20 protein-coding genes and 4 tRNA genes are annotated in these 21,429 nt (G+C 68.4%); 9 read left to right on the plus strand and 15 right to left on the minus strand.

Annotated features, from left to right (window positions below; genetic code table 11):
* Nucleotides 1–47: 47 nt before the first annotated feature.
* The 9 genes from nusG to BJF87_RS08995 all read right to left on the minus strand — a co-directional run bounded on the left by nusG (nucleotide 48) and on the right by BJF87_RS08995 (nucleotide 5,692).
* Nucleotides 48–869 carry a transcription termination/antitermination protein NusG gene (nusG, locus tag BJF87_RS08955; RefSeq protein WP_035753275.1) on the minus strand — a complete coding sequence of 274 codons (822 nt, stop codon included), beginning with the start codon at nucleotides 867–869 and terminating at the stop codon, nucleotides 48–50.
* A 67-nt stretch (nucleotides 870–936) separates the two neighbouring features.
* Nucleotides 937–1,416, minus strand: a complete 480-nt coding sequence (secE, locus tag BJF87_RS08960; RefSeq protein ID WP_075862961.1) for a preprotein translocase subunit SecE — start codon at nucleotides 1,414–1,416, stop codon at nucleotides 937–939.
* A gap of 39 nt (nucleotides 1,417–1,455) precedes the next feature.
* Nucleotides 1,456–1,528 (minus strand) — tRNA-Trp (locus BJF87_RS08965).
* 223 nt (nucleotides 1,529–1,751) lie between these two features.
* On the minus strand, nucleotides 1,752–3,416 hold the full coding sequence (locus BJF87_RS08970; RefSeq protein ID WP_075862962.1) for an ATP-binding cassette domain-containing protein: 1,665 nt from the start codon (nucleotides 3,414–3,416) through the stop codon (nucleotides 1,752–1,754).
* Nucleotides 3,417–3,729: 313 nt separating this feature from the next.
* Nucleotides 3,730–4,827, minus strand: coding sequence for a fused (3R)-hydroxyacyl-ACP dehydratase subunits HadA/HadB (locus BJF87_RS08975; protein WP_035753278.1), 1,098 nt, complete (start codon nucleotides 4,825–4,827; stop codon nucleotides 3,730–3,732).
* Nucleotides 4,828–5,064: 237 nt separating this feature from the next.
* The gene (rpmG, locus tag BJF87_RS08980; RefSeq protein WP_003929651.1) at nucleotides 5,065–5,232 is read right to left on the minus strand and encodes a 50S ribosomal protein L33; all 168 of its coding nucleotides are present in this window, start codon (nucleotides 5,230–5,232) and stop codon (nucleotides 5,065–5,067) included.
* 93 nt (nucleotides 5,233–5,325) lie between these two features.
* Nucleotides 5,326–5,399: transfer RNA gene (locus tag BJF87_RS08985), tRNA-Met, on the minus strand.
* Between the two features lie 21 nt (nucleotides 5,400–5,420).
* Nucleotides 5,421–5,493 (minus strand) — tRNA-Thr (locus BJF87_RS08990).
* Between the two features lie 118 nt (nucleotides 5,494–5,611).
* Nucleotides 5,612–5,692, minus strand: a tRNA-Tyr gene (locus BJF87_RS08995).
* 249 nt (nucleotides 5,693–5,941) lie between these two features.
* On the opposite strand from BJF87_RS08995, the gene BJF87_RS09000 reads away from it, so the two are divergent.
* Both BJF87_RS09000 and htpX read left to right on the plus strand, forming a co-directional pair.
* Nucleotides 5,942–6,433, plus strand: coding sequence for a YajQ family cyclic di-GMP-binding protein (locus BJF87_RS09000; RefSeq protein WP_006358209.1), 492 nt, complete (start codon nucleotides 5,942–5,944; stop codon nucleotides 6,431–6,433).
* 200 nt (nucleotides 6,434–6,633) lie between these two features.
* Entirely contained in the window at nucleotides 6,634–7,491 is an 858-nt protein-coding gene (gene htpX, locus BJF87_RS09005) for a zinc metalloprotease HtpX (RefSeq protein WP_035753280.1), read from the plus strand.
* Between the two features lie 49 nt (nucleotides 7,492–7,540).
* Here htpX and BJF87_RS09010 read toward each other — a convergent pair whose 3' ends face one another.
* The gene (locus BJF87_RS09010; protein ID WP_075862963.1) at nucleotides 7,541–8,557 is read right to left on the minus strand and encodes a polyprenyl synthetase family protein; all 1,017 of its coding nucleotides are present in this window, start codon (nucleotides 8,555–8,557) and stop codon (nucleotides 7,541–7,543) included.
* 119 nt (nucleotides 8,558–8,676) lie between these two features.
* Here BJF87_RS09010 and BJF87_RS09015 point away from each other — a divergent pair, with 119 nt between their 5' ends.
* Both BJF87_RS09015 and BJF87_RS09020 read left to right on the plus strand, forming a co-directional pair.
* A complete protein-coding gene (locus BJF87_RS09015; RefSeq protein ID WP_035753282.1) occupies nucleotides 8,677–9,948 on the plus strand; it encodes a geranylgeranyl reductase family protein in 1,272 nt (423 codons plus the stop codon).
* A gap of 218 nt (nucleotides 9,949–10,166) precedes the next feature.
* Complete coding sequence (locus BJF87_RS09020; protein WP_006358205.1) at nucleotides 10,167–11,174, plus strand: oxygenase MpaB family protein; 1,008 nt, start codon at nucleotides 10,167–10,169, stop codon at nucleotides 11,172–11,174.
* 33 nt (nucleotides 11,175–11,207) lie between these two features.
* On the opposite strand, the gene BJF87_RS09025 is transcribed toward BJF87_RS09020, so the two are convergent.
* Together BJF87_RS09025 and BJF87_RS09030 are read right to left on the minus strand one after the other, a co-directional pair.
* Nucleotides 11,208–11,915 (minus strand): demethylmenaquinone methyltransferase, encoded by a 708-nt coding sequence (locus BJF87_RS09025; RefSeq protein WP_005199624.1) that lies wholly within the window; start codon nucleotides 11,913–11,915, stop codon nucleotides 11,208–11,210.
* A gap of 67 nt (nucleotides 11,916–11,982) precedes the next feature.
* Nucleotides 11,983–13,137 carry a glycosyltransferase family 1 protein gene (locus BJF87_RS09030; RefSeq protein ID WP_040004055.1) on the minus strand — a complete coding sequence of 385 codons (1,155 nt, stop codon included), beginning with the start codon at nucleotides 13,135–13,137 and terminating at the stop codon, nucleotides 11,983–11,985.
* A gap of 108 nt (nucleotides 13,138–13,245) precedes the next feature.
* Between BJF87_RS09030 and BJF87_RS09035 the strand changes: the two genes are divergently transcribed.
* The gene (locus BJF87_RS09035) at nucleotides 13,246–13,863 is read left to right on the plus strand and encodes a Type 1 glutamine amidotransferase-like domain-containing protein (RefSeq protein WP_035753286.1); all 618 of its coding nucleotides are present in this window, start codon (nucleotides 13,246–13,248) and stop codon (nucleotides 13,861–13,863) included.
* On the opposite strand, the gene BJF87_RS09040 is transcribed toward BJF87_RS09035, so the two are convergent.
* Both BJF87_RS09040 and menD read right to left on the minus strand, forming a co-directional pair.
* Entirely contained in the window at nucleotides 13,850–14,368 is a 519-nt protein-coding gene (locus tag BJF87_RS09040; RefSeq protein ID WP_006358202.1) for a hypothetical protein, read from the minus strand. The two genes, BJF87_RS09035 and BJF87_RS09040, sit on opposite strands and share 14 nt — an antisense overlap.
* 53 nt (nucleotides 14,369–14,421) lie before the next feature.
* Entirely contained in the window at nucleotides 14,422–16,110 is a 1,689-nt protein-coding gene (menD, locus tag BJF87_RS09045; RefSeq protein ID WP_035753289.1) for a 2-succinyl-5-enolpyruvyl-6-hydroxy-3-cyclohexene-1-carboxylic-acid synthase, read from the minus strand.
* 62 nt (nucleotides 16,111–16,172) lie between these two features.
* Between menD and BJF87_RS09050 the strand changes: the two genes are divergently transcribed.
* The 4 genes from BJF87_RS09050 (at nucleotide 16,173) to BJF87_RS09065 (ending at nucleotide 19,891) form a co-directional block, all read left to right on the plus strand.
* Nucleotides 16,173–16,790, plus strand: coding sequence for a class I SAM-dependent methyltransferase (locus BJF87_RS09050; protein ID WP_035753291.1), 618 nt, complete (start codon nucleotides 16,173–16,175; stop codon nucleotides 16,788–16,790).
* A 63-nt stretch (nucleotides 16,791–16,853) separates the two neighbouring features.
* Nucleotides 16,854–17,930 carry an AbrB family transcriptional regulator gene (locus BJF87_RS09055; protein ID WP_006358199.1) on the plus strand — a complete coding sequence of 359 codons (1,077 nt, stop codon included), beginning with the start codon at nucleotides 16,854–16,856 and terminating at the stop codon, nucleotides 17,928–17,930.
* 48 nt (nucleotides 17,931–17,978) lie between these two features.
* Nucleotides 17,979–19,286 (plus strand): trans-acting enoyl reductase family protein, encoded by a 1,308-nt coding sequence (locus BJF87_RS09060; protein WP_006358198.1) that lies wholly within the window; start codon nucleotides 17,979–17,981, stop codon nucleotides 19,284–19,286.
* Between the two features lie 158 nt (nucleotides 19,287–19,444).
* The gene (locus BJF87_RS09065) at nucleotides 19,445–19,891 is read left to right on the plus strand and encodes an Hsp20/alpha crystallin family protein (RefSeq protein WP_006358197.1); all 447 of its coding nucleotides are present in this window, start codon (nucleotides 19,445–19,447) and stop codon (nucleotides 19,889–19,891) included.
* 139 nt (nucleotides 19,892–20,030) lie between these two features.
* On the opposite strand, the gene BJF87_RS09070 is transcribed toward BJF87_RS09065, so the two are convergent.
* Complete coding sequence (locus BJF87_RS09070) at nucleotides 20,031–21,206, minus strand: EAL domain-containing protein (RefSeq protein ID WP_035753421.1); 1,176 nt, start codon at nucleotides 21,204–21,206, stop codon at nucleotides 20,031–20,033.
* Between the last annotated feature and the right edge of the window lie 223 nt (nucleotides 21,207–21,429).

Here is a 21,429-nt window from a genome sequence, read left to right on the forward strand (position 1 = left end):
GTGAAAGTCTGTGTTTATCTGCTGTGCATCCGCTCCCGCGGAACCAGTCAGATCTTCTCGACCTGATTGAACCCGAGCTCGACCGGGGTCTCGCGACCGAAGATCGACACGAGCACCTTCACCTTGCGCTGCTCGGCGTTGACCTCACTGATCGACGCGGGCAGCGTGGCGAACGGGCCGTCCATGACGGTGACCGACTCGCCGACCTCGAAGTCGACCTCGATGGTGTTCGACGCGGCGGCGGCTGCGGCCTCGACGCCCTCGGCGGCGGAGCCCCCCTTGGCGGGCTTCTTGGCCTCGGCGCGCGGCATGAGGAACTGCAGCACCTCGTTGAGCGACAGCGGCGACGGCTTGCTGGTCATCCCCACGAACCCGGTGACACCCGGGGTGTTGCGCACCGCGCCCCACGACTCGTCGTTGAGTTCCATGCGAACGAGGATGTAGCCCGGCAGCACCTTGCGGTTGACCTTCTTGGGCTGGCCGTTCTTGATCTCGGTGACCTCTTCGGTCGGAACCTCGACCTGGAAGATGTAGTCGCCGACGTCGAGGTTCTGCACGCGGGTCTCGAGATTGGCCTTGACCTTGTTCTCGTAGCCGGCGTAGCTGTGGATGACGTACCAGTCGCCGGGTGCGCGACGCAGCTGCTTGCGCAGCTCCTCGACCGGGTCGACCTCTTCTTCAGGGGCCTCCTCGGCGGGGGTCTCGTCGGCGTCCTCGGAAACGACGTCGGTCGCGGGAGCCTCGTCGCCCTCGGCGGCCGTCTCGACGTCGGTGTCACCGGCCTCGTCGACCGCAGCCTCGTCGACCTCGTCGGTCACGGCCGCGTCGACGGTGTCGGTCGATGCGAGTTCGTTCTCCGGGGTGCTCACTGCAGCCCACGCTCCTTATGGTTCATCTCCGGTCGGCTCCCGCTCGCCCGGCCACCCACCGCGTGGGTCAGCCGAACAACCAGAGGACGCCCTTGGCAAAGGCCAGGTCGAGGCCGGAGATGAACGCGGTCATCACGATGACGAACACGAGCACGACGATCGTGTACGTGATCATCTCGCGCCGCGTCGGCCAGATGACCTTCTTCAGCTCGGCGACGACCTGCGTGAGGAACACCCAGATCCGAACGAACGGATTCCGGCTCTCCTCAGCAGAGGCCTTTTTCTTCTTCTTGCGTTCCTTGACGGCTACTGCCGACCCCGTGGCGGAGTCGGTGTCTCTGTCGGTTCCGGATGCACCGGTTGACGAGCGACGTCCGCGAGCCGAGCGCTTGCCGGACGGACGCAGCTCCTTCGCGGCGCCGGTCGACGTCTCGTCGTCCGCACCGCCGGTGGCCTCGTCGCGACCGTCGAGCTCAGCCGCAGCCGAATCGGCCGCAGAACCCTCAGCGGCTTCTTTGGCGCGGGCAGCCCGGTCTCGCTTGCTCAACTTCGCGGTCCTCTCGTCAACGTGTGCCCTTCACCAGGGCAGGGGCGACAGGACTTGAACCTGCAACCTGCGGTTTTGGAGACCGCTGCTCTGCCAATTGAGCTACGCCCCTTTGCGACTTCCCCACCGGAGTGGTTCCGCTGCCATCTCATCGAATCCCGGCCTCGCGACCGGTGCCGACGTTTCACCGCCGACAAAACCAACGCGCCACCCTATGGGTAGCGCGCAAGTCTGAATCAATCAGACACTTCAGTGTAGATCACCGGGGCTGTGGACCCAAAACGCGCTCCACCTGCTCCCTCGTCGACCGTACACGGTGAGGTCGTCCAAGACGGTCATGACACCTGCTGTCCTGCGAGTTCGATGCGCGGCCAGCCCTCGAGATCGTGCAGCATCTTCCGGTCGTGGGTGGCGACGACGACCGCGCAATCGACGTTCTGCAGGGCCTCGGTGAGCTCGTCGACGAGGCTCGCCGACAGGTGATTGGTCGGCTCGTCGAGGAGCAAGAGGTCGGCCCGGGCGGCCAGGCACAGTGCCAGGTGCAGGCGCCGTTGCTGGCCCTGCGACAGCCGCGCCACCGGGGTTCGCGCGGCCGCCGCGTCCAGCAGGCCGAGACCGCGCAGCGACGGCACGTCGGGCTGATCCGTCTCCAGGCGGCGCCGCTGCTCGTCGTAGATCTCATGGGCGGTGCGATACGGGTCCCAGCTCGGTACCTCCTGCGCGAGGAACGCGCCGCGGGCATCTCGACGGAGGTCCACACGCCCTTCGTCCGGGTGCGTCTGACCGGCCAGAACGGCAAGCAGGGTCGACTTGCCGGCACCGTTGGGTCCGACGATCAGCAGCCGGTCGCCGCCGGTGAGCGCGACGGAGACCGGCGTCCGCAGCCGACCGGCCACCCGCGCGTCGGTGACGTCGACGATCGGCGCGCCGGGCCGCGTACCGGACGCCGGCAGGTTCAGGTGCCGGGGTGGGACGGGAACCGTGATCCGGTGGGCTTCGAGTTCCTCCACGCGGCGGTTGAACGCCTGCACTGCTCCCCCGGCGCGCGTGGCCCGCTGATGCTTCCCGGTGCCTTTGTCGGGCCTCCAGTGGGTCTGCAGCCGATCCCTCGCAGCGTCGGCGGCCCGCACGAGTTCGGCATGTTCGGCCTGCTGCGCCGCGTGTTCCTGCTCCCATCGCTCACGCTCCCGTCGACGACCGGCAACCCAACCGTCGTACCCGCCCGCATACACGCGCGGACGTCCGTCACGGCTGGGGTCGAGATCGACGAAGGTGGTCGCCACGTCGCGCAGGAACGCGCGGTCATGGCTGACGACCGCCATCCCGCCGACGCGCTCACGCAGCCGTCGTGTCAGGAAGCGCAGCGCCTCGGCGTCGAGATGATTGGTGGGTTCGTCGAGGAGCAGCAGATCGGCACCGGAACCGAGGGTGACCGCGAGGCGCACACCGTGTCGCCCGCCTACCGACAGCGTCGACAGCGGGCGCGCACGGTCGGCGCACGCGGACAAGGCCTCGAGCGCGATGTCGATGCGCCGCTGGGCATCCCACGCGTCGAGGCGGGTCGCTAGGTCGAGCGCATCGGCGTAGGCGTCCTCGGCTCCCGGGGTGCCGGTCGCGAGATCCGCGGCCGCCCGATCGAGTTGCTCCAAAGCGGCCAGGGCATCGCCGACCGCGTCGTCGACGAGGCTTCCCACGGTGCGCGCACCGACTGGTAGATCCTGCCCGACGAACGCGATGGTGCCATGGCGCGCAACGGTTCCCGCGTCGGGTGTGGTGATTCCGGCCAGGACTTGGAGAAGCGTGGTCTTGCCGCGGCCGTTCTCGCCGACGACGGCGAGTCGTGATCCTGCGGAGACGATCACGCCGACGTCGTTCAGGATCTGCCGGTCACCGCGGGAGACATGCAGTCCTTGCGCGCGGATGTGTGCGGCCGACCCTGCGGGAAACTGCTGGGGCGGAGAAGAGGGGATCGATGATGAAGTGGTGCGTGATGCGGGCATGCGTATGCTCTCGGCTCGTCGGTACGAAACGCTGACCGGTGCCGGACACGACGAAAGCGTCGGCCGGCGAATCCGGGACGACGAACGAGAACTTCAGAGGATGAGAGGGCTCGTCGCCGTCAGCGACGGGTCCAGAGCTTCATCGACGCGATGCCTGAGTACATGGCCGCGACCGTAGCAAGACCGAGCTGACCGGTCCAGCGGATTGCCTGGCACCACCACCGCACCGCACGATCTGCCGAAACGATGTACGCATCGACGGCGGCGACCCCGAGGGGGCGCCGCCGTCGTGGCGTGTTGCGTGCGGAGGGCGTCAGTTGAACTGGACGACCACGGTGGCGCGGCCGAAGATCCGGCGGTCGCCCTGCTTCGCGGTGATCGCGATGGTGCCGCGTCGGGTCTCCGGGTCGAGCGACTTGACCTTGCCGGTGAAGTCGACGGCGGCGCTGTCGTCGGCCGGGACGTACACGGGGCTGGTGAAGCGGACGCTGTACTCACAGAAAGCGGCCGGGTCGCCGATGAACTCCGATACGAAGCTCGCGCCGAGGCCCATCGTCTGCATGCCGTGGGCGACCACGTCGTCCATCCCGGCCGCGCTGATCACGTGATCGGAGAAGTGGATCGGGTTCGGGTCGCCAGCGACACCGGCGTAGTTCGACAGGTTGCCGCGCGTGAGGAAGTACCGCTTCGGCGTCAGTTCCTGCCCGACGGTCAGGGTGTCGAAGTTCACCGCGGCGTACGCGCCGGGAGTCTGGGTCGGGTCGGGCAGGTCGTAGCGACCGGCCTTGGCCTCGACGGTGTGCCCGGGATCGCCGATGGCGTCGATCTTCATCATCACGTGATCGAGGGAGGCCTCGAGCTCGGGATCGACGTCCATGCCGGGACGTGCGGCGAGCGAGGTCCAGGTGGTCATCACCGGCTCGTCGTGCTGATTCCAGATGACGTTCTTGGTGACCATCAGGTCGATCATCTCGGGACTGCTGACGTGGCGGAACGACTCGAGGGAGACGTCGCAGATCAGGCGGTCCCCGACCTTCATCGGCTGGTGGTAGACGAGGCGCTGGTCGGTCTGCATGATCTGCCACATGTCGTAGCCGGTGATCACGTCCTCGAACAGCTTGCGCTGGGCGATGATGCCGAGCACGGAGACGTAGGTGGGAGCGGCGATGAGGGTCTCGTGACCGAACTCGCGGGCGCCCTTCTCACTCCAGTGGGTGGGATGCGCGTCCTGCACGGCCATCGCGTGCTTGCGGACCTCTTCGCGGCCGATCTCGTAGTAGTCGTCGACGGTGTAGTGGAAGCCGACAAGCGACTGGGTGTGCGCGGCGATCTCCTCGGGGGTGAGCTTGACGCCGCCGTTCCTCGACTCGGCGATCCGCTCCTGGAGGTCTGTTCCACTCGCGTCTGACATTGACTACTGCTCCCTTCGCATGACCGACCGGGAGGGGCCCGGACCGGACTACGTGGGCCGAAAGTCGACGACCCACCCGCGCCGCGCTGCGCGTGTTGTCTCGATTGAATTTATTCAGTTGTGCGAAGCACACTGCGCCCGGGCGACCCTTGGCCCGGCAACAAGCAAAACGAGCTGCCTCTTCGCAGAGGCAGCCCGTGTGCTGGTTCTTGTACCGAAATCGCCGACTGACGTCGTTTAGCGCGATTCCTTGTGCGCCTGATGCTTGCCGCAGTTCGGGCAGAACTTCTTGATCTCGAGGCGATCGGGATCGTTGCGGCGGTTCTTCTTGGTGATGTAGTTACGGTGCTTGCACACCTCGCATGCCAAGGTGATCTTGGGGCGAACATCTGTTGAGGAGGCCACTTGATTGCCTTCTTTCGAGTGGTACGTGGTCGGGTTCGGCAGTTCCCTCAGGGCTTGCGACCCTTGCGCTCGGTTCCGGTCGGACCCGATGTGTAGCGGTGGAGGGACTCGATCCCTCGACCTCACGATTATGAGTCGTGCGCTCTAACCAGCTGAGCTACACCGCCCCGCGGACTTGTCGTCCAGCGAGCCCCCTGACGGAATCGAACCGTCGACCTTTTCCTTACCATGGAAACGCTCTGCCGACTGAGCTAAGGGGGCGTGCCCCGGGCATTTCTGCTCGAGAGCCTTAACGAGGTTACACACTCATGTCCGTGCTAGACAAATCGCTGGTCAGAGACCATCTGTCAGGCAGTTTTCATGGATGTTCACCACGTCGTGGCAGGTATAGGATTCGAACCTATGTAGCTTGCGCGACGGATTTACAATCCGCTCCCTTTGGCCGCTCGGGCAACCTGCCGTGCTGCTCCCACGGCCGCCGTGACGGTCGTTCGAACAACGCGGTGAAGAATACAACGAACCATACGTCCGCACGCAAACCGGCTGGTCAGCGCCTCAGTTTTGGCAGCTCCCGGCCGACCCGACGCGAGCGCTGCCGGTCGGGCGTCGTCCCCTCTGCCGGTCGAGCCGCGTACCTGTGCCGGTTGGGCTACGTCGAAACCCCGCCACGCACCCAGTCCACCCGAGGCGATGACATAACCTGTCGGACATGGCTGATTCATCGTTCGACGTGGTGAGCAAGGTCGACCGCCAGGAGGTCGACAACGCCCTCAACCAGGCTGCCAAGGAGCTGTCGCAGCGCTACGACTTCCGCGGCACCAACACCGGTATCGAGTGGTCCGGCGAGGAGACGATCGTGATCACCTCCGACGCCGAGGAGCGCGCGCAGGCCGGTCTCGAGGTGTTCAAGGAGAAGCTGATCCGCCGCGACATCTCGCTGAAGGCGTTCGACGCCGGCGACATCGTCGGTTCCGGCAAGACCTTCAAGATCAGCGGCAAGCTGGTCCAGGGCATCGACTCCGAGCACGCGAAGAAGATCTCCAAGAAGATCCGCGACGAGGGCCCCAAGGGCGTCAAGGCACAGATCCAGGGCGACGAGCTGCGCGTCTCGAGCAAGAAGCGCGACGACCTGCAGGCCGTCATCGCCCTGCTCAAGGGCGAGGACTTCGGGATCGCCCTGCAGTTCGTCAACTACCGCTGACATTCACGCCGATATCCCCGCCCGCGATCCCCTGGCGGGCGGGGATATCGCTCGTCGACCCCACCGAGCATGACGCCCGGCGGCCGCAGATGTGTGCAAGATCGCACCGCGGGCCGTCGGAAACCCAAACGGACACTGCGTCGTTTGAATGAACGAGGCGCCTTCATCCTGGTTCGGCGCACGACAGACGAGGACCCCCGATGCATTTCAACGGATTGAAGACCGCAGCCCTACTGGGTGTGATGTCGGCGATCATCGTCGGAATCGGTGCCCTGTTCCAGAGCCCGCTGATCCTCTGGGGCTCGGTGATCGTCGCCGTGGGCATGAACGCCTACGTGTACTTCAACAGCGCCAAGATGTCCCTGAAGGCGATGCACGCCCAGCCCGTCACCGAGCTGCAGGCGCCCGTCATCTACCGGATCGTGCGCGAACTGGCCACGGCCGCCCACCAGCCGATGCCGGCGCTCTACATCTCCCCCACCGAGTCGCCCAACGCCTTCGCGACGGGCCGCAACCCGAAGAGCGCTGCCGTGTGCTGCACGACGGGCATCCTGCAGCTGCTCGACGAGCGGGAACTGCGCGCGGTACTCGGTCACGAGCTGTCCCACGTCTACAACCGCGACATCCTGATCAGTTCCATCGCCGGTGCGATGGCCGCGGTGATCAGCGGTCTGGCGAACTTCGCGATGTTCATGGGCGCCTTCGGCGGCCGCGACAACGGCCCCAACCCGCTCGCGATGATCCTCATCGCGTTCCTGGGACCCATCTCGGCCACGCTGGTGAAGATGGCGGTGTCGCGGTCACGTGAGTTCCAGGCCGACGAGTCGGGCGCCGAGCTGACCGGTGACCCGCTGGCACTCGCCTCCGCCCTGGCGAAGATCTCCGGCGGCGTCCAGGCCGCGCCGTTGCCACCGCAGCCCGACATCGCCGCGCAGTCGCACATGATGATCGAGAGCCCGTTTCGCGCCGGCGATCGCATGGCGAAGATGTTCTCCACCCACCCGCCGACCGCCGAACGCATCCGACGTCTTCAGGAGATGGCCCGCAACGGCCGCTAACCCTGCTGGTTGAGCAGGCGACGAGCGCAGCGAGGAGGCGTGTCGAAACCTACCCGACGCGGTCGATGGTGTAGTCCACCAACGACGAGAGCGCCTTGTGTGCCGGGGTCTCCGGCAACTCGGCGAGCATCGCGTGGGCCTCGTCGGCGAAGCTCTGCAGCTTCGCGCGTGCCGCGGCCATGCCGGCCGACGATTCGAGCAATCGAAGAGCCTCGGCGACCTCGGCGTCGTCGGTGAGCGGCCGTGAACCGCCGTCGGGACCGACGAGGAGTTCACGCAACCGCGCCGACGTCGCGTCGTCTCCGGTGAGCGCGTAGAGCACGGGCAGGGTGTGGACACCCTCTCGCAGGTCGGTACCCGGGGTCTTGCCCGAGTCGACCGACACCGAGCTGATGTCGATGATGTCGTCGGACACCTGGAAGGCGACGCCGACGATGTCGCCGATCTTGGAGAGTCGTTCGATGTCGTCGGTGGTCGCGCCGGAGGCCATCGCGCCGAAGCGTGCGGCGGCCGCGATCAGCGAACCGGTCTTCTCCCACACCACCTGCAGGTAATGGTCGATGGGGTCCGCGCCGGGCTTCACGCCGACGGTCTCCCGCATCTGGCCGGTGACGAGTTCGGCGAAGGTCTCGGCGATGATGCGCACCGCCTCGGGACCCAGCGTCGACACCAGTCGCGAGGCGCGCGCGAACAGGAAGTCGCCGGAGAGGATCGCGATCGAGTTCGTCCAGCGGGCGTTGGCGCTCGGGGCGCCGCGACGCATCGAGGCCTCGTCCATCACGTCGTCGTGGTAGAGCGTCGCGAGGTGGATCATCTCCACGACGGTGGCCGAGGTGATCACGTCCTCCGAGTCGGGACGCGGCCCGAACTGCGAGGCGAGGATTGCGAACATCGGCCGGAACCGCTTGCCGCCGGCCTTGGCCAGGTGCGTCGCCGCTTCGGTCATGACCTCGTCTCCGGATGAGAGCTCACCCAGGAGCAGGTCCTCGACCTTCTGCAACGAGGAGCGCACCGTTTCGGCGAACTCATCCGATACCAGGTCCAACCCGGCGAATGTGGACTTCACAGCTACGCCGCCCCATCTCGTCTGATCCGGCTAATGTGTGTCGGCGGAGGCCCGAGTGTCCTCGTAACCCCACCTGCCTGCCGAGCCTATCCGGTCCGGGGTACGGACATACTGTTCGGGTGAGCCCTGAGAAATCGACGCCCCGGGATGTCTCCTTCCCCGATCACGCCGACGTGTTGGTGGTCGGCGCGGGACCGGGCGGATCGGCGGCGGCAGCACATGCCGCGGCGGCCGGTCGTGACGTCGTCCTGGTCGACGCCGCGGTGTTCCCGCGCGACAAGACGTGCGGCGACGGACTCACCCCGCGCGCGATCGCCGAACTCGACGCACTCGGCCTGGGTTCGCTGGTGGCCGACCGGCCCCGCATCGACGGCCTACTCCTCAACGGGTGGGGTGCGCGGCAGCAGGTCCGCTGGCCATCGGGCCGCTTCCCCGCGTACGGCAGCGCGGTCGCACGGACCGAGTTCGACGATGCGATCCGGGCGCACGCGGTGTCGTCTGGTGTCGCCATGGTCCAGGGCGCCAAGGCCGTCGACGTGACGATGGACGGCGACCGGGTCGGCGCGGTGACATTCTTCGCGGGCGGCACCACCCATACCGTGCGGGTGACCGACCTGATCGTCGCCGACGGGGTGCGGTCGGGACTCGGCAAAGCCCTTGGGCGCGAATGGCATCGAGACACCGCCTACGGTGTCGCGGCTCGAGCGTACGCACCGTCGGGCCGGGCCGATTCCCACTGGATGGGTTCACATCTCGAGCTTCGCGGCCCCGACGGCGACCTCCTCCCCGGCTACGGCTGGGTGTTTCCGCTGGGCAGCGAGGGCGGGGGTCTGGTCAACGTCGGCGTGGGGGCACTGGCCACGTCGAAACGCCCGGCGCACATGGCCCTTCGGCCGATCCTCGAGCACTACGCGACGATGGTCCGCGACGAGTGGGCTCTCGACGGACCGCCGGTCCGCATCGCGTCGGCACTGTTGCCGATGGGCGGTGCGGTGACCGGCGTCGCGGGCCGCAACTGGGTACTCATCGGCGACGCCGCCGCTTGCGTCAACCCGCTCAACGGCGAGGGCATCGACTACGCGATGGAGACCGCCCGGCTCGCCGTCGAACTCCTCGGCGCCGACGACTACACCGACCGCTGGCGCGACATCCTCGTCGGCCACTACGGGCTCGCGTTCTCCGCCGCCCGACGCCTCGCCGGACTCCTCACGATGCCGCAGACCGTGCCCACGCTCGGCCGTCCCGGCATCCGCTCCCCGCAACTGATGTCGCTGGTCGTCCGTGTCATGGGCAATCTGATCACCGACGAGGACACCGACCTCGTGGCCCGCGCCTGGCGGACCGTGGGCCGCGTCTCCAACCGGATCGATCCGCGGCCGCCGTTCGCCTGAGGGCCCGAACTCCCGCGTGCGGGTTTCCCTCCCGCGGTGTCGTTTCCTTCCCGCGTGCGCTGTCCGGCAAGCGGGAAGGAATTGGTCCCGCGGGAAAATCTGCGACGTCTCACCACCCCCGGTACCTAATGAGACGTTGAGGCGGTACTGTTCCAACAGTGTGGCGCCGACCACACCGTGCAACAATCGAGACCACCCGCCGACCCTGGAGATGGAACATGTCCACCGCATCCACTCTCGCCACCCGCGCCAAGCACGCCGTCCAGAACCGGGTGGCGCAGCGCTATCACCTGCGTGGCGACATCGATCGCATGGACGCCGACCACGACCCCACGGCCGTCGCCCGGGCGCTGGCCACCCAGGAGTTCCCCTGGGGCATCACCCAGGCGCTGAGCTTCGCACTGTTCCGCACGTACGCGGTGCCGTCCATCGGTGACCTGCTGTACAAGACGAGCCAGTTCACCGAGTCGACGCAGAAGCGCTACGACGACACGGTGCTCCTGCTCGACGCCCCGATCGAGCACGGCGTCGACAGCCCCCTCGGCCGCGCCGGCATCCGCCGCATCAACCAGATGCACGGCATGTACGACATCCCCAACGGCGACTTCCTCTACGTGCTCTCGACTTTCGTGGTGTGCCCGGTCGAGTGGGTCAACGCCTACGAGTGGCGCAAGCTCACCAACCACGAGGTCCGCGGCCTCACGAACTACTACCGCCGCGTCGGGCAGCTCATGGGCATCAAGGACATCCCGGAAACCTACGAGGGTTTCAAGCAGTTCTACGAGGACTACGAGACGGCCAACTTCGCCTTCAGCGCCGACGCCCTGGCGGTCGCGGACTCGACGCTGGACCTGCTGGGCACCTTCATGCCCTACAAGCTGCTCCCCCGCGCGGTGGTGCGCCGGATGTCGTTCGCGCTCATGGACGATCGCCTGCTCACCGCGTTCAAGTACCCGAAGCCGACCCTCGTCGAACGCATCCTGGTACGCGGCGGCCTGAAGGCCCGTGGCCTCGCGATCCGGCTGTTCTTCCCGCCGCGGGCCGAGCCGCTGTTCGGCCGCCAGACCAAGCAGATCCGCAGCTACCCCAACGGTTACCGCCTCGAGGAGCTCGGCACCTTCGGCGCGGGCTGCCCGGCACCGAAGGGCGAGAAGGCCGGCGCCGCAGGCTGCCCGGTTCCGCACGAACTCCTCACCGAGGATGCGCAGCAGGCCGCCGGTTCCTGACCACCCCCTCGCCGCCGCAGTCGGCGAGGAGTCTCAGGCGCGGGCGGAGTGAATCGCGGCGATGCCGCCGGTCATGTTCTGCCAGCGCACCTGGTCGAAACCGGCTTCGCGGATGAGGTCGCCGAGGGCGAACTGGTCGGGCCAGGCCCGGATCGATTCCGCGAGATAGACATACGCGGCCGGACTGCTGGACACCTTCGTCGCGACCGCGGGGAGAGCCTTCATCAGGTACTCCATGTACACGGTCCGGAACGGCTTGAGCGTCGGCGTGGAGAATTCGCAGATCACCAGTCGCCCACCGGGTTTCAGGACCCGGCGTAGCTCGGCGAGGGCCTTGGGGACGTCGTTGACGTTGCGCAGGCCGAAGGAGATGGTGGCCGCGTCGAAGGAGTTGTCGGCGAACGGCAGCGACAACGCGTCGGCCGCGACCTTGGGTACGTTGCGGTGTGCGCCGGCCTTCAGCATGCCGAGCGAGAAGTCGGCGGCGACGCAATGCGCACCCGACGAGGCGAGTTCGACGGTCGACACCGCGGTTCCCGCGGCGAGGTCGAGGACGATGTCGCCCGGGCGCAGATCGAGCGCCTTGCGGGTCTTCTTGCGCCACCCGCGATCCTGTCCGAAGGACAGCACCGTGTTGGTGATGTCGTAGCGGCGGGCGACGCCGTCGAACATGGCCGCGACCTCGGCCGGATCCTTCTCCAGACTTGCTCGCTGAGGTGGGTTCGCGCCCGTCGATGCCATGGGAGTCACGCTACCGCGCGCCGACGGTGTGACGACCGCGAGGTGGGCCCGGCGATTCTGGTCGCGCTCAGGCGGGTCGGTCGAACTCGGCCGCGACCCCGGCACCCGTCACCGACCGGTAGTGGCCGACGAGTTCGGCACACACCGCAGGCCACGTGCGTGTTCGCACCGCCTGTACCGCCGCCCGGCCGAATGCGGCACGCACCGCGTCGTCGTGCAGCGAGTCGACGATCGCGGGCAGGGCGTCCTCGAAGCGCGCGACCTCGAGCAGGTAGCCGGTGCGGAACGGCGTCACCAGGTCGCGTGGCCCACCGGCGTCGGGCGCGACGACCGGCAGGCCGCTGGCCATCGCCTCCTGGATCGTCTGACAGAACGTCTCGTGTTCGCCGGCGTGCACGAAGACATCGAAGGAGGCGTAGGCGCGCGCCAGCGCCTCTCCCCGGAGTTCGCCGGTGAACACCGCGTCCGGCAGCAGCCGTTCGAGTCGGGCACGTTCGGGACCGTCGCCGACGACCACCAGCCGCACCCGCGGACTCCCCGACAGGCCGGCCAGACGCTCGACCTGCTTCTCCGGCGCGAGCCGCCCGACGAACCCGCACACCAGCGCGTCCTCGCGGCCACGCAGCCAGCCGGTCCGCAGCGCTTCGTCCCGCCGGTCGGGCGAGAACAGGTCGAGGTCGACGCCCCGGCCCCACCTCCGCAACCGCGGCACCCCGCGTGCGGTCAGAGCGTTCATCGTCTCGGTCGACGGGACCAGGGTCAGATCGCACATCTCGTGCAGCTTCCGGGTATACCGCCAGGCCGCCTTCTCCACCGCACCCAGCCGGTAGGCCGAGGCGAACCCGGCGACGTCGGTCTGGAAGACCGCGACCGTCGGCACCCCCAGCGCCCGGGCTGCCGCCGCCCCGGCAGCCCCCACCACGAAGGGTGAGGCCAGGTGCACGACGTCGGGCGCGAAGTCGCGCAGCACCCGATACAGCACCGGCATCGGCACCCCGACCGGCAGGGACGTCACCCGCGGAACCCGCACGGCCGGCACCAGATGCACAGGGGTGCGCCGGCCGACGGTCCGCGGTGCCGACGCACATCCCCGCGGCGTGTCCGGGGCGACGACGACCACCTCGTGGCCGGTGGACTCCAGATGTTCGACGACCCGCAGAACGGAATTGACGACCCCGTTCATCTGCGGCAGGAAGCTCTCGGCGACGATCGCAACACGCATACCCCGACCCTGCGCGTCGGATCTGTCCGGCAGCGGCGAAGCGCGTGACTCGATGCGCAACGCCTGGTGAATTCCCGACGACCCGCGCCGCCGGTGCACAGTGGATGTGTGCCCGACATGGACCTACTGCTGCTGAGCCGCTGGCTCACCCCGGTGCGCGACTTCCTCGTGCCCCGGGTCGGCGCCGGTGCCCGCATCGGCTTCATCCCGACCGCGTCGTCGATCTACCCCGACCAGGCCTGGCTCGACCTCGATCGCGGCAGCCTCCGCGATCAGGGTTTCGAGGTCGTCGACGTCGATCCGGAACTCGTCTCGGCGGCCACGTTCACCCGAGCACTCGGCGAGATCGACGCGGTGTTCGTGTCCGGCGGCAACGTCTTCCATCTTCTCGGCGCGCTCCGCCACGCGGGTGCCGACCGCGCCCTCGTCGACGCGGTCCGGCGCGGACTGCCCTACATCGGCGTCAGTGCCGGGGCGTGCGTCACCGGCCCCGACATCGCGCCGCTCGCGCTACTCGACGACCCGGCCGAGGCAGCGCCCCTGACCTCGACCACCGGCCTCGAACTCATCGATGTCACGGTTGTCCCGCATGCGGAGGGAACCGTCGGCGGACGCGGCCGGATCGATCGGACGCGGCAGGAGTTCGCCGACCATCGGCTGCATTTCCTGCGCGACGACGAAGCACTCGTGATCTCCGGAGGGACCACGACGGTCATCGCGGGCTGAGGGACTCCTCGTCGGCGCCGGCAGAATCGGCGCCGGAAGAATCAGCGTCGGAAGGTTCGGTGTCACCGGCGGTCTCCGCGGTCCGGCGGTTCCGGCGCCGGCTGAACTCCGCGACCCCGACCATCAGCAGGCCGACGACCACCCAGCCGACGACGGCGACGGACAGGCCCGGGATGATCGAGAGCATGGCGGTGCGTCCGGTCGGGCGCGCGAGATCCGGATTATAGGCGGCGTATTCGATGCTGATCCGCTGGCCCTCGCTGAGTTCGGTGGGATAGAGCAGACCGAAGCGCGGACTGTGGAACGAGCCGTCGGGCGTCTGGAAGTCGACTGCGGCGTGCAGCGCGTCCACCGAGACCACCTCGGCCATCACGGTGGCCTTGCTGGCCTCGATCGCGGAGTCGTTCTTGAAGCAGCCGGCGACGAGCGAGAACGCCATCGCGGTGATGGTGATCCCGACGACCAGCAGCCCGAGCTGCACGCGTCGCTGGATCACCGGATTCATGCCGTTCAGGGTAACCGGCCGCCGCGGCGGGTACGGGACCGCCGTCGCGCAGTCTAGACCGCCGACGCCTTCAGACGGGCCGCGATCGCCGCGTGCACCGACCGCAGCCGGTCCCGATCCGTGGCGACCTCGATCACCTCGATGCCGCCGGCCGTCGGGCTCTCGGCGAGGACGCTGCGCAGTTCGTCGACGCCGACGCGCCGGTGCGGGATGTGGAAGCCGGCGCACATCGACGCGATGTCGGTGCGGTGCGGGGTTCCGAAGACGCGCTCGTAGGCGCCGGCGTACTGCCCGGCGTTGTAGCGCGGGTCGCCCTGTTCGAGCAGGCCGAAGATCCCGCCGCCGTCGTCGTTCGCCACGACGATCCGCAGCGAGTCGGGCCGCGGCTCCCCGGGCCCGATGACCAGGCCGGTGGCGTCGTGGATGAACGTCAGGTCCCCCATCAGCGCGATCGTGCGAGCGCCCGGACGTTCGTGGTCGAGGGCCAGTGCGGCGCCGATCGCCGTCGAATTGGTCCCGTCGATGCCGGCGACGCCACGGTTGGACAGGACGCGCACACCCTCGGCGACCCGTCCGGCGAGCGCGATGTCGCGGATCGGGTTCGACGCCCCGACGACGAGTTGGTCACCCGGTGCCATCGCGGCGCTGACCGCGCGGGCGACGTGCAGCCCGGTGGTCGGACCGGGTTCGTCGAGCTCGGCCTCCACCGCACCGGCCACGCGTTCCTGCACGGCGCCGCACTCCTTGATCCAGTCCTCGCGCGGTTCGCCGACCACCTCGATGCGGGTGCCGGTCGCGAAGACGTTGCCCGAGACGTCGGGCCAGCGCGGGCCGGTGGTCAGCGCGTAGACCCGGACCTCGGGGTCGGCGAGCAGCCGCGAGACCCCGCGATGGAGCGTCGGACGGCCGCAGATGATCGCCTGCTTGGGTCGCACAGTGTCCAGTGCGAGCGGGTGCAGCGGCGTTGCCGGATGCGGCGCGGTCGGTTCGGCGACCGTCGGCACGTCGGCGAGCGCGGGATGCTCACCGGAGCCGTGACCGGACACCACGACCGTGTCCAGCGACAGGTCGATGGGCAGCGGGACGTCGAGTTTGCCGACCGGCGCCTGCGTCCACGGCAGGCCGCCGGGACGTCCGGCGAAGGAGCCCAGGTCGTCGTCTCCGACCTCGTCCGGATCGGGCACGAGGGGTTCCCGCAGCGGGATGTCGAACTGAACCGGACCGGCGTTGCCGGTGCGTGCACCGCGCGCGGCGGCGAGCACACGACCGACGGCCGACCGCCACTGGCTGTTGGTGTCGAGGTCACGCTCGGCGAGGCCGAGGCTGATCGCGGCACGCACCTGGGTGCCGAAGAGACCGAACTGTTCGACGGTCTGGTTGGCGCCCGATCCGAGCAGCTCATAGGGCCGGTTGGCGCTGATCACGACCAGCGGGACGCGGGCGTAGTTGGCCTCGAAGACCGCCGGACCCATATTAGCCACGGCCGTGCCGCTGGTCATGACGATCGGCACCGGTTCCTTCGACGACACCGCGAGACCCAACGCCAGATAGCCCGCCGACCGCTCGTCGATGCGGACGTGCAGCCGCAGCCGGCCCGTCGCGTCGGCGGCGTGTAGGGCGAAGGCCAGCGGCGCGTTCCGGGACCCCGGGCACAGCACGGCTTCCCGCACACCACCCCGGATCATCTCGTCGACGATGACCCGCGCCTGCAGCGTCGAGGGATTCGGAACCGGTCGATTCATTCCTCAAGCGTAGGGACTCGAACTCCCGGCGATGCGCCGGGGAGCGGCGTTACGCTGGTCACGTGGGTTTCTATGGTGACCGCATCGTTCCGCATCTGGTCGAGATGACCTGCGGCATGTCCGCGCTGACGCCGCTGCGGCAACGCGCCTGCGCTCCGCTGAGAGGTCGGACGCTCGAGGTCGGTTTCGGCTCGGGCCTCAACGTCGGCGTCTACCCCGACACGATCACCGAGGTCGCCGCGGTCGAACCCTCCGACGTCGGCTGGTCGATGGCCGCCGACCGCGTCGCGGGATCGAGCGTGCCGATCGAGCGCTCCGGCCTCGACGGTCAGAAGCTCCCCTTCGACGACGAATCCTTCGACGCCGCGCTGTCGACCTTCACCCTGTGCACCATCCCCGACCTCGGCGCGGCCCTCGCCGAGATCCGGCGCGTACTCCGACCGGGCGGCACCCTGGCCTTCCTCGAACACGGCCTCGCCCCCGACGAGAAGGTGCGCACGTGGCAGCGTCGGCTCGAGCCGATCCAGAAACGCGTCGCCGGCGGCTGCCATCTCACCCGCGACGTCCGTGCCGAACTGACCGCGGCCGGCTTCGCGCTCGGCACCGTCGACTCCTTCTATCAACCGGGTGTCCCGAAACCCCATGGGGCACTGAGCCTGGGCACCGCTCAGCCCGCCTGATCCCGGCCCGCCAACCTCGACCTCGCACGGCCGACGTCGAGGTGCTGCCCTACTGTGGGCACAATGCGTCGCTGGACACTGCTGGCCCTCCTGACCGCGGCCGCGACGCTGATCCTCGAGTTCTTCGACGTCGACGCGGCGGCCCTGTTCGCCGGTCTCGTCGTCGCCGGCCTACTCGCCATCGCCGGTCGTGCACCCCGGCAACGCAATTCCGACGACGACCCCGACGCCCCGATCGTGCCGCGCTGGGCGTTCGTCTCGTCCCAGGGTGTGCTCGGCGTGTACATCGGGACGATGGCCGAGCCGGAAACCCTGAGCGGACTGGGCTCGACGTGGTTCCCGGTGCTGGTGATCGGTGTCGCGACCCTGGCGATCTCGGTCATCTGCGGCGCACTCCTGGGTCTGCACCGGGACGTCGACCCGCTCACCGGTTCGCTCGCACTGGTGGCCGGCGGAGCCTCCGGGCTGGTCGCCCTCACCCGTGAGTTCGGCGGCGACGAACGGATGGTCGCGGTCATCCAGTACCTGCGCGTCGCGCTCGTCACCGTCACGATCCCGCTCGTCGCCTCCCTCGTCTTCGGGGCCGGCGAGGGCGCGGTCGAGGTCGTCCCGGCGTCGTGGACCGACCAGGCGTGGGGGCTGTTGCTGCTCGTCGTGTGCCTGGGAGTCGGTATCCCGGTGGGTCGACTGCTGCGACTCCCGGCCGCCGGGTTGCTCGGCCCGCTCGCACTGTCGACGGCCGCCGAGCTCGCCGGCATCGCCGGCGACGCCGCAGTGTCCCCGATCCTCCTCACCGTCGCCTATGCGCTGATCGGCTGGCAGGCCGGGCTCGGCTTCACCATGGAGCGGCTGCGCGCGATCGGGCGTGTCCTGCCGTATGCGCTCGTCCTGATCCTGGCCATCGGTGTCGGGTGCGCGCTGCTCGGTGTCGCGCTGTCGGCGTGGACCGGGGAGTCGATGTTCGACTGCTACCTCGCGACCACCCCGGGCGGCATCTATGCCGTCCTGGCGGCGGCGACCGGGGCCGGCGGCAACGTGGCCTTCGTCGTCGCGGCGCAGATCCTGCGGGTCCTCCTCATGCTGTTCGTGGCGCCGTTCGCCGCGCGTGCCGCCTCCCGGCGTGGTGGTCGGGGAAAGTAACTGACTCCCTGGTCACATGTGACCGGCGTCCCACGTAAGGTCGGAAGGATGAGCGGGGAATCCAACACCGAGACAAACAGCAACGAGAACCAGTCCGCAGCCGGCTCGCACGGCCGCGAGTTCGACGTCGTCGTCTACGGCGCCACCGGCTTCGTCGGCGAGATCACCGCGCGGTACCTCGCCGACCACGCCCCGATCGGCACCAAGGTGGCGCTCGCCGGCCGCAACGAGTCCAAGCTGACCAAGGTCCGCGACCGCCTGCCGCTCCGCGCCCGGGACTGGCCGCTGATCGTGGCCGACTCCAACTCGCCGGCCGCGCTCGACGCGATGGTCGCCCGCACGCAGGTCGTCTGCACGACGGTCGGCCCCTACCTCAAGTACGGCGAGGCGCTCGTCGTCGCGGCGGCGACCGCCGGGACCGACTACGTCGATCTCACGGGCGAGGTCCCCTTCGTCCGCTACTCCATCGACAAGGCACACGACACCGCAGTCGCCTCGGGTGCGCGCATCGTGCACTCCTGCGGCTTCGACTCCGTCCCGTCCGACATCACCACCTATGCGCTCTACAAGAAGGTCACCGAAGACGGGGCAGGCGAGATGACCGACACCACGCTCGTGGTGAAGTCGATGCGCGGCGGCCTGTCCGGCGGCACCATCGACTCGATGCGGGTCATCGCCGACGAGGCCAAGAACTCTCAGGCCCGGCGCCTGATGCTCAACCCGCAGGCCCTCTCGGGCGGCCCCGGTGAGGTCCCCCGGGTCAGCCTGTCCGACGAGCCGAGCGACCTGTCGATCATCAACGCCAAGAAGGTCGACCCGTCGCTGCGCGGCACGCTCGCCCCGTTCTTCATGGCGGCACACAACACCCGGATCGTGCGGCGGTCGAATGCGCTGCTGGACAACGCCTACGGCTCGAACTTCCACTATGCGGAGACGATGAACGTGGGCGGGGTCCCGGCCGTGTCGACCCTGGCCGCCGGCGCGGTGGCCGTGGGCACCGGCGCCTTCATGGGTGCCATGAGCTTCGGCCCCACCCGCCGCCTCCTCGACCGCGTTCTCCCGAAGCCCGGCGACGGCCCCAGCGAGAAGTCCCGCAACAGTGGATATTTCGTGGTGGAGACGTTCACCCGGACGTCCACCGGCCGTCGCTACCGCTCACAGATGCGCGCCCAGGGCGACCCCGGATACAAGGCAACCGCCGTGATGCTCGCCGAGAGTGCTCTGGCGCTCGCGCTCGACCGTGACCGCCTGCCGGCTCGCACCGGTGTCCTGACGACCGCGGCGGCGATGGGCGATGCCCTCATCGATCGCCTCCGCGACGCCGGATTCACCATCGACGCAACCGAACTCGGCTGAGCAAGGTCGGCGGACACCGCCGGGAAATCGTCTGGCACTCTCCACCCGAGAGTGCTAGACGAGTGCGGAATCCGGTGCTATCTTCGATGTCAGTACAGCGTTGAGCTGCTCGCCGGACGAGTGGCGGGCAGCCCTTGTGAGACAGGAGGTGAACTGCTGTGCTGCGTTTCGATCCGTTTTCCGACATGGATGCCTGGGCCCGGGGCATGCTGACCGGTTCGACTGCCGGAACCGCGCGTACTCCCAAGTTCATGCCCTTGGACCTCTACAAGGTCGACGACCACTACATGCTCGTCGCCGACCTGCCGGGCGCCGACCCGGGCTCGATCGACGTGAGCGTCGACAACGGCGTACTCACGTTGTCCGCCCAGCGATCTGCACCGTCCGACGAGGGCGTCGAGTGGCTGGCCAGCGAGCGGTTCTCGGGTACCTATCGACGCCAGCTCACCCTCGGTGACCTCATCGACAGTGCCGGCATCTCCGCCCGCTACGACAACGGCGTGCTCACCGTGACCATCCCGGTGGCCGAGAAGGCCAAACCGCGCCGCATCGAGGTGGAGAGCATCAACCATCAGCAGGCGATCGAGACCTCGACCGCCACGTAGTCCGAGAAACCCTCTCCCCGAAAATCATCGGGGACCACAGCGACGGGCCGGTGTGCCGTTCGCGGCGCACCGGCCCGCCGCTGTCGCCACCCTTCGCTGTCGCCTGGCCCTCGGGGCCATCGTCGTGCTGTGGTCCGGCCTACCGCCCCGTCCAGGTGGCCAGCGGTTCGGGCCGACCGAAGAAGAATCCCTGCGCATAGTCGAAGCCGAACTCCGTGAGCACCTCCAGCACATCGTCACTCTCGATGCCCTCGGCCACCATCCGCAATCCGGTGGCCGCCGCCATCTCCGAGATCGCCCGCACCACAGCACGATCGGAATGACTGTGCACGAGCTGGGCGATCAGCGTGCGATCGACCTTCAGGACATCGACGGGCAGATCGCGGACGTAGCGGAGGGCCGAGAAACCGGCGCCGAGGTCGTCGACGCAGATCGTGCACCCGAGGTCGTGCAAGCCGTTGACGGTCCGGGCCGCCGAGGTCTCGAGCCGGACCACCTGATCCTCGCGGACCTCGATCCACACCCGCGCCGGGTCGACACGGTGGTCGCGGATCAGACCGTCGATGTAGCAGACGAGACCCTCGTCGGAGAGCTGCTGTCCCGAGAGGTTGAGCGAGACGAAGGCCTCGTCCCCCGCCGTCTCGGTGATGTCGGTGGCCAGATCCCGGATGGCCTCCCCGATGGCGTGCCGCCCGATCGGCGCGAGCAGCGAGATACCCTCGGCCACTGCGAGAAACGCATCGGGGGCGAGAACGCCGGATTCGGTGTGCCACCGCAGCAGCGACTCATAACCGACCACCCGCCGGTCCGCCATCGCGACGATCGGTTGATAGAAGACCGAGAAGTCGCGCTCCACCGACCGGGTGAGCCAGGCCGCGAGGTCGACCTCCGCGCTGATCTGCCGCACCATGCTCGGGTGCGCGAACTCGACGTGCACCCGCCGGGTGAGCGCGACGCACAGGGCGGCGTCGGCGTGCCGCACCAGGTCGGCCTCATCGGCGCGGAGGTCTGCACCTATGGCGACACCCATGCAGACGTCGAGGAAGGCGCTGCGATCGCCGTCGCTGACGGTGTGCGCGCCGAGTTTGCGCCGGGTCGCGTCGATGAGCGCGTCGTGGCCGCCGTCGTCGACGGAGAGGGAGATCAGCCACTGCAGGTCCGAGCGGCGTTCGAACCGGGCGCGCGGACTGATCGGTTTCAGGACCTGCTCGACGAACCGTTCGGCGATCGACACGGCGGCCTGATGCCCGTAGGCGACGACAGCGCGGTGATAGGGGTCCACCGAGACCGCGATCACCGTTGCGTCGCGGTTCAACACTCCATCATCTGTCTCGTCCGATCCCCCCGGCCGCGGCCCGATCGCCACGTCCCGCCGTGGGCGAGACTTTACTGGCTCTTCCTGATTGACGGTGCGTAGAACGGGTTCTACCGGGCACAAGATGTAGGTCGGGTTCGGCGGCGGCGAGCCGGGGATGCGGGCGGGTCCTGTGGTGTGAAGATGAAAGCCCCTACACCTCATCACTCACACCGACAGGACC

It is taken from the genome of Gordonia sp. CNJ-863, from assembly GCF_001942325.1.
Classification (GTDB): Bacteria; Actinomycetota; Actinomycetes; order Mycobacteriales; family Mycobacteriaceae; genus Gordonia; species Gordonia alkanivorans.